Source organism: Sulfurospirillum sp. MES, from assembly GCF_000789415.1.
GTDB lineage: Bacteria > Campylobacterota > Campylobacteria > Campylobacterales > Sulfurospirillaceae > Sulfurospirillum > Sulfurospirillum cavolei.
In genome coordinates, this window is the sequence record NZ_JSEC01000002.1 from 220,494 (window position 1) to 233,370 (window position 12,877).

General features: G+C 43.6%; 13 protein-coding genes. 3 read left to right on the forward strand and 10 right to left on the reverse strand.

Annotated features, from left to right (window positions below; genetic code table 11):
• The first annotated feature begins 36 nt into the window (after positions 1-36).
• Positions 37-951, forward strand: a complete 915-nt coding sequence (dmeF, locus tag OA34_RS04640; protein WP_039672896.1) for a CDF family Co(II)/Ni(II) efflux transporter DmeF — start codon at positions 37-39, stop codon at positions 949-951.
• 43 nt (positions 952-994) lie between these two features.
• Here the strand turns inward: dmeF and OA34_RS04645 are convergent, their stop codons facing one another.
• The 7 genes from OA34_RS04645 to OA34_RS04675 form a co-directional block, all read right to left on the reverse strand.
• Positions 995-1,486: a hypothetical protein gene (locus OA34_RS04645; protein WP_039672899.1), complete on the reverse strand. Its 492-nt coding sequence runs from the start codon at positions 1,484-1,486 to the stop codon at positions 995-997.
• A complete protein-coding gene (locus tag OA34_RS04650; RefSeq protein ID WP_039672901.1) occupies positions 1,483-3,072 on the reverse strand; it encodes a PepSY-associated TM helix domain-containing protein in 1,590 nt (529 codons plus the stop codon). Before OA34_RS04650 ends, OA34_RS04645 begins: the two co-directional genes overlap by 4 nt.
• Positions 3,065-3,364, reverse strand: a complete 300-nt coding sequence (locus OA34_RS04655; protein ID WP_039672903.1) for a hypothetical protein — start codon at positions 3,362-3,364, stop codon at positions 3,065-3,067. The genes OA34_RS04650 and OA34_RS04655 overlap by 8 nt, the downstream gene beginning before the upstream one ends.
• Positions 3,365-3,378: 14 nt before the next feature.
• Positions 3,379-5,394, reverse strand: coding sequence for a TonB-dependent receptor (locus OA34_RS04660; protein ID WP_039672904.1), 2,016 nt, complete (start codon positions 5,392-5,394; stop codon positions 3,379-3,381).
• Positions 5,395-5,502: 108 nt separating this feature from the next.
• Positions 5,503-6,489 carry a helix-turn-helix domain-containing protein gene (locus OA34_RS04665; protein WP_039672906.1) on the reverse strand — a complete coding sequence of 329 codons (987 nt, stop codon included), beginning with the start codon at positions 6,487-6,489 and terminating at the stop codon, positions 5,503-5,505.
• A gap of 188 nt (positions 6,490-6,677) precedes the next feature.
• Complete coding sequence (locus tag OA34_RS04670) at positions 6,678-7,055, reverse strand: HepT-like ribonuclease domain-containing protein (protein ID WP_039672908.1); 378 nt, start codon at positions 7,053-7,055, stop codon at positions 6,678-6,680.
• Positions 7,048-7,335 carry a nucleotidyltransferase family protein gene (locus OA34_RS04675; protein WP_039672910.1) on the reverse strand — a complete coding sequence of 96 codons (288 nt, stop codon included), beginning with the start codon at positions 7,333-7,335 and terminating at the stop codon, positions 7,048-7,050. The genes OA34_RS04670 and OA34_RS04675 overlap by 8 nt, the downstream gene beginning before the upstream one ends.
• Before the next feature lie 226 nt (positions 7,336-7,561).
• On the opposite strand from OA34_RS04675, the gene OA34_RS04680 reads away from it, so the two are divergent.
• A complete protein-coding gene (locus OA34_RS04680) occupies positions 7,562-7,870 on the forward strand; it encodes a nucleotidyltransferase family protein (protein ID WP_039672912.1) in 309 nt (102 codons plus the stop codon).
• Positions 7,863-8,231 carry a HepT-like ribonuclease domain-containing protein gene (locus tag OA34_RS04685; RefSeq protein ID WP_039672914.1) on the forward strand — a complete coding sequence of 123 codons (369 nt, stop codon included), beginning with the start codon at positions 7,863-7,865 and terminating at the stop codon, positions 8,229-8,231. The genes OA34_RS04680 and OA34_RS04685 overlap by 8 nt, the downstream gene beginning before the upstream one ends.
• Positions 8,232-8,287: 56 nt before the next feature.
• Here the strand turns inward: OA34_RS04685 and OA34_RS04690 are convergent, their stop codons facing one another.
• The 3 genes from OA34_RS04690 to metH form a co-directional block, all read right to left on the reverse strand.
• Positions 8,288-8,554, reverse strand: a complete 267-nt coding sequence (locus OA34_RS04690) for a hypothetical protein (RefSeq protein WP_039672916.1) — start codon at positions 8,552-8,554, stop codon at positions 8,288-8,290.
• Positions 8,555-8,639: 85 nt separating this feature from the next.
• A complete protein-coding gene (locus OA34_RS04695) occupies positions 8,640-9,335 on the reverse strand; it encodes an SIR2 family NAD-dependent protein deacylase (RefSeq protein WP_039672918.1) in 696 nt (231 codons plus the stop codon).
• Between the two features lie 12 nt (positions 9,336-9,347).
• A complete protein-coding gene (gene metH / locus OA34_RS04700; RefSeq protein ID WP_039672920.1) occupies positions 9,348-12,818 on the reverse strand; it encodes a methionine synthase in 3,471 nt (1,156 codons plus the stop codon).
• Positions 12,819-12,877: the final 59 nt, after the last annotated feature.

Genomic DNA, 12,877 nt, shown 5'->3' on the forward strand with positions numbered 1-12,877 from the left:
GGTATAGTATCTGAAAGAATTTTAAAAAGGTCTAAAATGAACACGCTAGAATCACTCAAAAGTCTTGCACATTCACACAATTTCGATGCGTCAAATCCGATTGCCCAGAAAAACACGCTTTATGCCACGCTATTGACGTTTACGATGATGGTCTTTGAAATCGTCGGCGGCCTTTATTTTAACTCGATGGCACTTTTAGCGGACGGATGGCATATGAGTTCGCATGCCTTAGCACTCGGTATGGCATTTACGGCATATGTTATGGCAACTAAATACGCACACGATTTTCGCTTCAATTTCGGAACGTATAAAATAGAAGTGCTAGGCGGTTATACCAGTGCAATTTTACTGCTAGTCGTCGCTTTTTTTATGGCGTACCATTCGATCGAACGTCTTTTCAATCCGGTACAAATCGCTTACCAAGAAGCAATCGTTATAGCCGTTCTCGGCTTGATCGTCAATCTTATATGCGCATGGCTGCTCAAAGACGATCATCACCACGGACACGATCACCATGAACATCATCACCGTCACGATATGAACCTTAAAGCCGCCTACCTTCACGTTCTCGCCGATGCCTTGACGTCGGTTTTGGCGATTGTCGCACTTTTAGGCGGTATGCTTTGGGGAGCAAATTGGCTTGATCCGGTAATGGGAATCGTCGGTTCGGTCTTGGTTTTTATATGGGCTGTAGGGCTCATCAAACAATCGGGGAAAATACTCTTAGACGCAACGATGGACGAACCGATCGTTCAAGAAATCATCGACGTTATCAATACTTTGGAAGAAAAAATCTCGATTAAGGATTTACATGTATGGCAAGTCGGCAAAGGCAAATACGGCTGCATTCTCACACTGTGCGCCCAAACACCGCTGAGCATCGAACAAATCAAACACGGGCTTTCCATTCATGAAGAGTTGGTGCACGTATCGATCGAACTCGCATCATAAAATTTCGAAAAGTGCCGAAACAACCTATCGGCACCGCAACACATTACGATTTTGCAGCATTGAGCTTTTTAAGCAGTCGGTTGGTGTTGTAAATGCTGATAAACAGCGTCGCACCCAAGAGCACAAATGCCAAGCCGAGGCAAACGCTAAGGGCGAGTGGTACACTTTGGCTCATCGCTTTTGTGGGAGAAACCGGTTCACTTTTGGTGGCTGTTTTTTCAAACCCAGTTTTAGGGGCGATGCCTTTACGCGTGACTTGATGCCCAGGACCGCCATCTAAAATCACCTCGTACGGCACTTTAGGGATGTTCAAAACAAGTACACTGCTATCGGGCAGTCTTTGTTGGAGTAAAATCTCTTGGCTGCCTAAGGCTTGCAGTTTCACCAAAGCTCCAGAAGCACCCTCACCTGTGCTAAATTCGCCTTTGATGCTGATCGTGTCATCGTCATTGTCGCTTACATGTAACAAAAGCGTATGCGCGCACATAAGCGTTGGCACCATCAATCCCATCACCCACACCATAAATTTTTTCATGCTTTCTCCTTTTTTCTAATCCAAAATGATTGTATTGCTTCAGACTGACACGGCAATTTTCGTGCACTCCAAAGCAGCAGGCTTCCCAACGCTAAAAGCCAAAGATCAACCCCTAAAATAGAGCTAAAAGGGAAAAATCCTAGCATAAACCAGTGCAGAAAAACCGAGCCGATAAACAACGCACCGCCTAAGGCTAAAAACTCTTTGGCGGCTTGGTAAGTGTTGAAGCGGTAAAACGCCCAAAACAGCGTTGCAAGCCACGCATTGTAAAAGAGCCCTTTTTGCCATAAAAGCCGATCACTCAGATCAAACGGTAAAAGCCATTGCAACACGAAAAGCACGCCCGTGGCGGGAATGACGCCGACCATGATGCTTAAAGAGAGTTTTGCCATCCAGTGGTAAAAAGGAATGCGTTCATCAAACTTTTTCGCCTGTTTTTCAAGCCACAACATCACACCAAAGCCGATTGCCAGAGCAGATGCGACCATGACCAATGCCACTAACGTTCGGTTAATGATATCCACGCCTGCTAAGAAGTGAAGAAAAAAGGTCGCTTCCGCAAAGAAAACGCTCCACGAACGATCCAGTGCTTTTTGCTCTGAGATAAGTGAGCCATCGACTGCGCTGAGGGTTAAACTCGGCTTATTAAAGGCACCACCGTTTAAAAAAGGCTTGGTAACATCGTACCCTTTGAGCTCGATCTGGGCATTTGTAGCGTTCCAGTTGACCAGCTTTAATTGCTGAAAGTTGATCTGAGGATTGAGGGTTTGCGCTTTTTCGATTAATGTCTTAATCGGTAGCATGGGTGCTGTTTCACCAGAAGCGATACGCGCTTCTTCTTTGGGAAACAGCACGGGACCGATGATCGCATCGATGCGGCTCTCTTTTCCGCCACTAGCCAATTTTGCCATCGGGACGGAGCTTAGAAGCGAGAGATTCATAAAAGCACCGCTAAGTGTAATCAGTAAAAAGATAGGAAAAACCCACGTAAAAATCTTTACATGTAAACGTGAAAAAAGTGCTTGCAGCGTTTTGGTTTTGTTCTTGTAGGAGAAGATGATGATCAAAATAACGCCGGAGATGACGATGCTCATCACACCCACAGCCATACAACCAAAGAGCAAACGCCCAAAAAAGCTAAAGGCGACTCCAAAAAGCTCTTTGTCAAAATCCAGCACTTTACCAAAATGGAGTCTATTTAAAAAAAATGCCAATTGTGACTGCGCGCCTTCATCTTGGATTATTTCACCACTGATGGGATTGAAAAAACGTGGAACACTAAAACGATGCGAAATGCTCAACGCCGTCTCACCTTTCGTACCGGGAAGTGTGATAAGCAGGTTGTTTTTGGGAAAATTAGGGTCTTCTAAAACCTGATTGAGCATGGTTTCATAATCAATCTGCGTCACATCTGTCCTTTCAATATGACGCGATGGTTTTTCCCACACTTGTAAATACGGTAGAAAAATGGCAAAAATGCCAAAGAAAACACTGATGTACATGAGCAGTGAAACCACCATACCCAGTGCGGCATGAAGCCTTAAAAGGCGTTGTTTCCATAATTTGGATGCGTTGATCTCATTCATACAGCCATCCTAAAATGCCCACAACGATCATGGTGGGAAGCACAAAGCGAAGCAGTGCGCTAAGTTTGGTAGGCGCTAAGGCGATCCACAAAGCGACTGCCGCCCATGCCAAGGTGTTGTACAAAAGCGCGATCACGGCAAAATCGTTTTTGAAAGGCGAATCAAAAGCAACCAAAACGCACAAACTAAGGTACGAAAGCACCAGACCGCCAAAGATGGCGGTGATGATGCGAAAGAGCCCTATTTTTTTACCGTTGGGCTCAGGCGTGGCTAAATAGCGATAAAGATTCATTGACAAGGCTTCCCTTAAAATCGGTAATCAAACGTCACGCCAAAGGTGCGTGGTTGACCGACTTGGCGAAACGTTCCTCGGTAATTATAAAGTACGTCTTCGTCGAATGCGTTTTTAAGGTAGGTTCGAATCGTATACGCTTTCGTCTCATATCCTACATTGAAATTGACAAGCGTATAATCGCCCGCTTTATATGCTTCGGTATTGGTAACGTTGGTGTAGTATTCGCTGACGTAATTTAAGTCGCCGCCAACGAAAAAGCCGGACATAAAATGTTGTTTAAAGCCAAGGCTTCCCGTAAAATGCGGCGCGTGGTTAAATTCATTACCTTTTTTGGCGTAATTGTTAGCATCCGCTTCTGTTATTTTTGTACGTAAAAGACCAAAGCCACCTTGAAGTTCCAAATCAGACGTTATACGGTAAATCGTCTCAGCCTCAAAGCCGTAACTTTCGCCCTCGGGTATATTGATAAACCGTTGTCCGTAACCCGAACCCGCAATCCCCTGATAGCCTTTATACTCATTGTAAAAAAGGTTGGTATTCAAGGTCAGCGTTTTATCGAGCAACAAAGAACGTGTCGTGGCTTCATACGTCCATACCTCTTCTTTATCATATTCGTAATACTCATACGTATCCCATGTCAATGCGCCACCACCTGGACTGTAACCTTTACGCACGGTAAAGCCTACGTTATGTTCGGGTGTAAGCTTATAATTAACGCCGACTTTGGGTAAAAACATCGTCTCGGCAACATCGGCATTCATTGGTTTTGACATGTACGTTACGTCGCGTTCTTGTTCCTCTCTCTCCACACGACCACCGAAAATAATGTCAAATTTATCGTTAACATGCAAGGACTCTTCCGTATAAAATGCTAACGCCGTAATGTCATCATCACCGTTCATCTTGATTTGGTCTGTCACTAACATATCTTGTGCACGATGGTAGAAATAAAGTCCTGCCATACTCGTTAAAAGTCCGTCTTTTGGATCATGCACTGAACGAGTCTCTAACGTCTCACTTTTTTCGTCGATGTCCAAATTCATGGCTGTCGGTGCTTGTTTGGTCTTCGTTTCGGTACTGTTGTAACCGGCTAAAACGTAAAGCTTAAGATCATTATTGATAGCGTACTCAACATCGGTGCTAAACGTATCGTTGGTGGAATCGTTGTAACGTACAAGATTGGAAGACGAGAGACGAAATGCATAATCAGAAATCGCTGAATTTGGCATAATCTCATTCATATGACCACCCTCACTCGCACGATGCGATGCCGAAACTTTGACAATCAGTCCATCCACATCTTGAGGTAGCCATAGAGCTTTTGCACGAACATTTCCTTGCTTAACATCAGAAGGATCCCAATAATTAGCATAATTTTGGTAATTGATAAAATTATGCCCGTAAACGCCCTCAGCGCTTAAACGCAGTGCCAAAACATCATCTATAACAGGACCTGAAATCATCGCCGCAACCAGTGCTTTATCGTCTTGATTTTCGTATCCGATACGAACCGCACCCTCAGGTTCAAAGCTTGGATCTTTGGTCGTCACGACGACCGCACCACCGATGCTGTTGCGTCCTTGTGTGGTCGATTGAGGGCCCCTTAGAACCTCAACCTGCTCAATATCCCACGAACCGATGTCTAAATAACGTTGCCCGTTCCATGCTTCGCTGATACCGTCCACACTCGTGCTAATACGAGGACGAGAACCTGAGAGCATCGAAAAGCCGCCGATTGCCGCACCGGCTCCGTTAACACCTCGAATAACGGGAATATCGGAAGGATTATTGATCATATTGGGCACATGCGACGCTACGTCGTACACCGAGTGTGCCCCTGCCGTATCGACTTGATCCGTTTGGAACACACTGACTGCCGTTGTTGTTTCTTGCAACGAACGCTCGATTTTTTCGCCCGAAACGGTCACTTCGTTTAGCTGAATCGTCGCATTGGTGTCCGAAAAAGCAAGAGAAGGAAGAAATAAGCATGTTGCAAGACTGATTTGCCAAAATGTATTGTGTGACATCACTATCCTTTTTTTTTGATGAAGGAAGTGTGCCATTTATGATGACGATTATCAATAAACAAAAGTCACAAAAGGGAAAAAAAACGCCACAAAGAGGAAAAAAAGAACTTAACGATGTCGTTTGCGGTAGATACTCGGAGTAACACCAAAGTGTTCTGTGAAAAGTTTACTGAAATTTCCCGTATGTTTATAGCCGACTTTAAACGCCACCTCTTTCACACTCTGATTGCTTTGAAGCAAGCTTTTTGCAACATTCAAGCGCTGTTTTTGAAGCATCGCATAGACCGTCATGCCGTAATACGCTTTAAAATCTTTTTTGAGATAACACTCATTGATCGCTGAACGATAGGCAATTTGTTTAATGGAAAGCTCTTTGTCGTACTCGTTTATAATAATATTTTTTGCTTTTTCCAATGAATGGATTGTTTTTATATCGAGCGAAAAATCGGCAATTTTATGCATCGTACTCATCAAACGCTCGATTGTATAATGTGCCAAATACATAATATGCGCTTCCAAATGAAGCACGTTTAAAAGGTTTGTGTCCATTTCATGGGTCTGAAACGCTTCTAAAATTTCAAACTGCCGTCGATCGATCTCGCCGCCTTCTAAAATCGCATAACCGTTTTGATTTGCTTCTGACTCCATACGTTGATGCACTTCACGGTAATTAGAAATCAAATGCCCCAGTAACGCTTCTTTAATACCAATCGAGACAGTACGATACTCCCTATCTTTGAGCGTTTGCATCTCCACATGAAACGCATCAGAAGAAAATCCGATAAAAAAACTATTTTTCTTAATCGCATACTTCGCACCGTTTTTAAACGCATGCGTAAATTCATCGCCGAGATTGAACACCAACACGGCACCGGGAATATCTGAATACAACGACGTTATCGTATCTTGGTATAACGTGTATGCATACGTATACGCCGCAATGCCGTTACCAAGGTTGTACCATATGAACGATCCCTCCCCTAATTCAGGCTTGATTTTCGCCATAAAATTTTCACGCGAAAAAGGATACGCCATCGTTTGAGCGATCTGCAACAGATCAAAAGAGTTTACATGTAAAACCGAATTTTCATCCACAAAACTACCTCAAAGTCAATTCATCCTAAGTTGAGAAACGTTATCAAACAAAGGTATTGTATATTGTAGCAAAAATTGAGGTTTTTGAGATTTTTAAGGACTGTTTTGCCTTATATGTAAAGAGAATTTTGTAAAGTTAAAAATTTAGCCCTGTTTTTTTATTAAGATATTGAGTGTTTTAAAAGAGTTCACACCTTTAAATCTTTGCTCATTAGTTTGACAACACTCGATAATTCACCAAGTTTGGAAGAGCATACATCGAACAATATTTCAGCGTTAATATCAAAATAATGATGCGATAACACATCTCTAAGTCCTTTGATATTTTTCCACTCAATGCTTGGATAACGTGGTAGTAGTTGCCCATCGGTCAATTTGTCGATGTTTTTTAAACCTTCACCGATTGCCAGTAAACGCATGGCGATACTGTCTAATTTTTCGATATTCTCGGCACTGGAAAGAAAATCATCTGCCGTTTTAATGGCTTTAAATCGCTCGATGACCATATCGATAGACATGTCGATATCTTCAAGCGTTGACAATACCATCAAGGTTCGATCAGACATATATCACATCTTTCGTAATCATCTGAAGCAAAAAAGGCTTCATGTATTTATGTTTCGTCATCAAATCGACTTTTTTTTGCAAGGAAGTTTCAAGATCATATTTTAAACCCATCACGTTGTCAAATTTTGCTTGCATACTCACAAAAATATCGACATCACTATCGTCTTTGGCTTCATCGCGTGCATACGAGCCAAACAAACCGATCTCTTCCACACCGTATTTTTTTTGAAACTCAGGTTTATGCATGGAAAGATAATCAAGTATGTGTTGCTTTGTCATACATCCTCCTTTGGTTTTAATGTGATTATAACATAGAGTCAAATTATTTATGATTTTGTTTTTACATGTAAAACCTCTTAGATTCAAAAGAAGCACTCACGTTTAGTATATTTGTCGACTCGAAGAGGTGTATAAGTTTTAGAAGTATTAATCCCAAAATAAGCTATATCCACATTCTTCTTAATATACAATTCACAAAGCGCTCAATCTTCGCTATAATTTTTTTATGAAAAAAGAAACCATTCTTCAACAGCTTAAAAGCATGAAAAATCATTATCTATCTGAGGGCTTCGTTATAGAGGGCTTATTTGGTTCATACGCTCGTGATGAAGCAGATGAGGATAGTGACATCGATATTCTCATCGAAGCCAAACCTTCTTTTGTCGAACGTTACGGCATCAAGTCAATTGAGCGCATCGAAGAAATCAAAAAAGAGATGAGTTCTATTTTCGGAATTTCTGTTGATTTAGCCGATAAAACAGGCATGGGCAAAACCGCTAAAAAATTCATTATTGATAGAACGATTTATGTCTAAAGAGAGCATTAGCAAAATCTATCTCATTCTTGAAAAAATAGAATACATTGAAGAAATCGTTAAAAATGCTGGCTCTATCACCAACGCTTTACACGACTTAACGATTTATCGCCCCGCTATTTTGATGCACCTTACGTCCATCGCCGAACAATTCGACAAAATCAAAAAATCTTCTAACAACACCTTTCTTGAATATTTTGAAGCTGACGATATTAAAGGCATTTACGATGTAAGAAATTACATCGCACATGATTACGAAGGTGTGAATCTTGCTATTATTGAGTGGATTATCAGGCATATTTTGCCGAAATTTAAAGAGCAGTGTAGAAAAATTATTGATAAAAATTGTAAAATATCTTAAGAAATTATGAGCTAGAAAGCTATCTAAAGTAGCCCTTTATAATCTTGGTTTACTAATTACTTAGTCAATATACATTTTTCTGTCGTAATAGGTTCATTGCCAACATTATAAAAATACATTCCTCCTGCGGGAAAAACAAATTGAAGTTTATTTAAAACATATTTTTTCCCACTTTGTGAGTCTTCACAAGTAACTGATTTGCCACTTTGAATTAATAAATGAGCTTCATTACTTTTTAAATATTCTTGAGACTTTGTATTGCTATCAGCAAAAACAGATGTACTTAACAAAAGAAATAAAGAAAATAAGTATTTTTGAAACATTAGAACCTTCTTAAAGCATATTTCATAAGAGTAGTTTATCATACAAAAGCATTTCTTAAAAATCAATGTGAGTTTTAGTCAATTCTCACTCTCGCAAAAACCTCTCCACATCCTCAACAATCTCATCCACCGCCTCAGTCGCTTTTTGATGCAATACTTTCGTATAAACCCGCTCGTTAATCGCATCACTTTTCTCTAAATTATTGAGAATGGAATGCTTTACATGTAAAGCAAAATGGTCCATCGCTACGACATTTCCGCTTGAACCGATGATGGCTAGAAACTGGCAATCTTCCATCGCATCGTAAAGGTGTTCGTACATGGGAGCGGCTTCGCCGAAGAAGACGATGTCGGGGCGAAAGGAACCGCCACAGTTTTTACATGTAAAAGTTCTCTCTTGTTTGGTATAGCCGATTAAATGCGTTACTCCGCACTCTTCACAACGAAGGCGCGGTAAAAAACCGTGCAAATGCAAAACATCCTTGCAGCCTGCTCGCTCGAAAAGATCGTCCACATTTTGGGTGATGATGGCGATGTCATTGGGGAATTTTGCTTGCAGTTTGGCGATGGAATGGTGCGCCGTATTGGGTTCAACCGCGCTTAATTGTTCGCGCCTTGCGTCGTAAAATGCCAGAGTGTTTTCCCTGTTCCAAGACAGACACCCTGCTTGACAGATCTCTTCGATGCGGTACTTTTCCCACAGCCCGTCCGCGTCGCGAAACGTGGAGAGTCCACTCTCCGCGCTGATGCCTGCTCCTGAAAATATCACCACTTTTGCCATGAAAAACTCCTCTTACACGTTGAAGTAAAGTGCCTCTTTATGGTGCATCACGATCGCCGTCGTACTTTGTTCGGGGTGGATTTGGAACGTCTCGCTAAGCTCGATGCCAAACTCCTCAGGCTTTAGAAGATCAAAAATGACTCTGGTATCTTCCAAGGCTGGGCACGCGGGGTAGCCAAACGAGTAGCGACATCCGTGGTAGCGTTTCATCTGTACATCACGCAAGCTATGCCCCTCATGCTCTGCGATGCCAAGATCAAGTCGTATCTGCTTGTGGACGATCTCCGCCAACGCTTCGGCAAGCTCCACGCCGAGTCCGTGCACGAAAAAGTATTCGGTAAAATTGCCAGCATCGTAAAGCTCTTTCTCATACGCTGAAAATTTCGCTCCCGCACTGACGCACGTCAACGCCAAAACATCGTGACGAGAAGGACTGATAAAGTCGCTTAAAGCGCGGTACGGAGCGCGGTTTTGACGCGGAAAATCAAAGACTTTGATAGCACGCTTGCTCGCTTCTTCGATGCTCTCACGACACACTTGTTCCTCACTAAAATAGCCCTCGCTCTCGTCGAAAAGGTAGAGCTTATTCTCAAAAGAGCGCGCAGGGAAATAGCCGTAGATGAGTGTCGGCTCAAACAGTCCAAGACGCTCGATGTCTGCTTTGACACGCTCATAGGTTGGGTAAAGCACCTCATCAAGCTGCTTTTGTTTTTCTTCTTTACTTTGCCCTTTACCGCTGTAGCCCCAACGCTGTGCGAAAAGGATTTTGTGGTTGATCCACGAATAGGCTAACTCTTTGACATCGGTCTTTAAAACCCGTCTGCCCCAAAACGGCGGTGTCGGGATTTTGATGTCGCGGCTTGGCATTTTAAGCTCATGAAACGGAGGCATTGGTTTGGCTTCTTTGGTGGCGCGATTGACACTGTTTTCCAAGACAACACGGCTAAAGGAGGTGTCGTAGTTTTTTGCTTCGATGCGCGACATTGCCGTTATGCCCTCAAACGCGTCTTTGCAGTAATAAATCGGTCCATCGTAAATCGGGCGGCAAAACTCTTCCACAAAATTGTCCGTCAGTGCCGCACCGCCTAAGATCACGGGGATTTTGATGCCCATTTTTTGCATCGCTTCTAAGTTTTCTTTCATCACGTTGGTGGACTTCACCAAAAGCCCGCTCATACCGATCGCATCGGCATTATGCTCTTTGAGCGCTTGCAAAAACTGTTCAAGCTCGGCTTTGATGCCGATGTTGACGACTTTAAAACCGTTGTTGCTTAAGATGATGTCGACCAAGTTTTTACCCACGTCATGCACGTCGCCTTTAACGGTTCCGATAATGAGCGTTGTGGTCGTATTTTTTTCGGTTTTAGGTAAAAAAGGTTGCAGATAATCGACCGAAGCTTTCATCACTTCGGCTGATTGCAACACAAAAGGCAGTTGCATTTTTCCGCTTCCGAAAAGCTCACCGACCACTTTCATCGCATCGATAAGGGTTTCATTAACGATAACTTCCGCAGCGATCTCCTCTTTAGCCGTCGGTAATAATGTGAGCATACGCTCTTTATCGCCGTCGATCAACAAGGTTGAAATCTTCTCTTGCGTACTCATCGCAAGGTACGCCGCGTCACTCTCGTCTTTGTTCTCCACCACACCTTCAAAATGCGCGATAAATTTAAAAAGTGGGTCACCCTCTTCTCGGCGATTAAAGAGTAAGTCTTCACACACTTTTTTATCAATATCGCTGATTTTGTGCATCGGAAGCGTATTTTTAACATTCACAATCGCCATGCTTAAACCCGCTTCCACACAGTGGTGCAAAAAGACGGAATTTAGGTATTCACGGGCGTGTTTGGCTAAACCAAACGAGATGTTCGAAACACCGAGTACGAAGCCTACTTCAGGATGAAGTGCGTGAAACTCACGAATCGCCTCGATAGTCTCAATCGCCGCGGTGTGGTACTCCGCATCGCCACTGCCCACGGTAAAGGTGAGAAGATCAAACACCAAATCTTCGGGGTGAATGCCGTGTCGTGTGGTCGCAAGCTCATAAATGCGCTCGGCAATCGCTACTTTTTGTGCTTTACTTTTTGCCATACCTTGCTCATCGATGCTCAAACACACGAGTGCCGCACCAAAACGTTTGGCTAGAGAGCAGACTTTATCGAATTTTTCGATGCCGTCTTCTAGGTTCACCGAGTTGATGATGGGCTTTCCACCGATCAGTTTTAACGCGCACTCTAAGGAAGGTAGTTGCGTGGTATCGGGCATAAGCGGCAAAAGAATCTTTTGCACGTAACGCCCTATCACCTCTTTGGTATCTTTGATCTCGTCACGTCCTGCAAAGCCGACACTCACGTCGATGCCATGTGCTCCACTTCGTACTTGTTGTTGTGCGACACTCAGTGTTCCATCGTAATCTTCCGCCAATAAAAGCTCACGAAACGCTTTAGACCCTGTAGCATTGCTTCGCTCACCGATCAAAAAGGGTGCGGGGTCTTGTTTGAGTGCTCTGGTTTCAAAAAGCGATGCGATGGAGCGAGGCATGCTTCCTGTAGGAGGAAGCGGTTTTTTGCCCTCCACGCGTTTGGAGAGCTCTAAAATGTGTTGTGGCGTCGTACCGCAACACCCTCCCAAGATCGCCACACCCGCGATGTCGGTAAACTTTTCTTGAAGCTCGGCAAATTCGCGAGGTCCCATCGGATAAAACGTGTACCCTCCGCGGTTTTGCGGAAGTCCCGCGTTGGCATGCACACTGATGGGTTTGCTCCAAACGGAACTCAGCGTTTTGACATGCTTTTCAACCTGCTCAGGTCCTGTACCGCAGTTAAAACCCAGACTTAAGATGTCAAAGGGTTCTAAGATCGCCGCTATTGTGGTTGCGTCGGTGCCAATAAGCATCGTTCCGCTAAGTTCAATGGTGACCGAAACCATCACGGGAAGCTTTACATGTAAAGATTTTTGAGCATCAAAAATGGCGTGAAGGGCGGCTTTGATTTGAAGCGGATCTTGTGCCGTTTCGATAAGGAACAGATCCGCCCCGCCGTCCACGGCTCCGCGTGCCGCCTCTTTGTAGCCCTGATACATCTCATCGTAACCGATATGCCCTAAAGAGGGTAGCTTGGTTCCCGGACCAAATGCCGCGGCAGTAAAGCGAGGTTTTTCAGGCGTTGAAAACTCCGCACACGCCTCTTTAACGATAGCAACGCCCGCACGGACAAGTTCATAGGCTCTCTCACCGATGCCGTAATCCTCCAAAACCCACGGCAATGCACCAAAGGTGTTGGTCTTGATGATGTCCGCGCCTGCAAGCAAATAACCGCGATGAATTTTTGAAATGGCATCTTTACATGTAACGTTCAAAAGCTCATTGCAGCCCTCTTTGCCCTCCCAAAGTTCAGGCTCAATCTGCAAAGCTTGTATCTGTGTGCCCATCGCACCGTCGATGACTAAAATTTTTTCGTTGATCAGTTCTTGAAGTGTTGCCAAGTCGAATTCCTAGTGTGTTATAACATGCTATATGGTATCGAAACTTTGGTAATGCTATA

Excerpts from the sequence above, each read along its gene's own strand:
- dmeF (WP_039672896.1), top strand. The coding sequence starts at position 37 with ATGAACACGCTAGAATCACTCAAAAGTCTTGCACATTCACACAATTTC.
- OA34_RS04645 (WP_039672899.1), bottom strand. The coding sequence starts at position 1,486 with ATGAAAAAATTTATGGTGTGGGTGATGGGATTGATGGTGCCAACGCTT.
- OA34_RS04650 (WP_039672901.1), bottom strand. The coding sequence starts at position 3,072 with ATGAATGAGATCAACGCATCCAAATTATGGAAACAACGCCTTTTAAGG.
- OA34_RS04655 (WP_039672903.1), bottom strand. The coding sequence starts at position 3,364 with ATGAATCTTTATCGCTATTTAGCCACGCCTGAGCCCAACGGTAAAAAA.
- OA34_RS04660 (WP_039672904.1), bottom strand. The coding sequence starts at position 5,394 with ATGTCACACAATACATTTTGGCAAATCAGTCTTGCAACATGCTTATTT.
- OA34_RS04670 (WP_039672908.1), bottom strand. The coding sequence starts at position 7,055 with ATGTCTGATCGAACCTTGATGGTATTGTCAACGCTTGAAGATATCGAC.
- OA34_RS04675 (WP_039672910.1), bottom strand. The coding sequence starts at position 7,335 with ATGACAAAGCAACACATACTTGATTATCTTTCCATGCATAAACCTGAG.
- OA34_RS04680 (WP_039672912.1), top strand. The coding sequence starts at position 7,562 with ATGAAAAAAGAAACCATTCTTCAACAGCTTAAAAGCATGAAAAATCAT.
- OA34_RS04685 (WP_039672914.1), top strand. The coding sequence starts at position 7,863 with ATGTCTAAAGAGAGCATTAGCAAAATCTATCTCATTCTTGAAAAAATA.
- OA34_RS04690 (WP_039672916.1), bottom strand. The coding sequence starts at position 8,554 with ATGTTTCAAAAATACTTATTTTCTTTATTTCTTTTGTTAAGTACATCT.
- OA34_RS04695 (WP_039672918.1), bottom strand. The coding sequence starts at position 9,335 with ATGGCAAAAGTGGTGATATTTTCAGGAGCAGGCATCAGCGCGGAGAGT.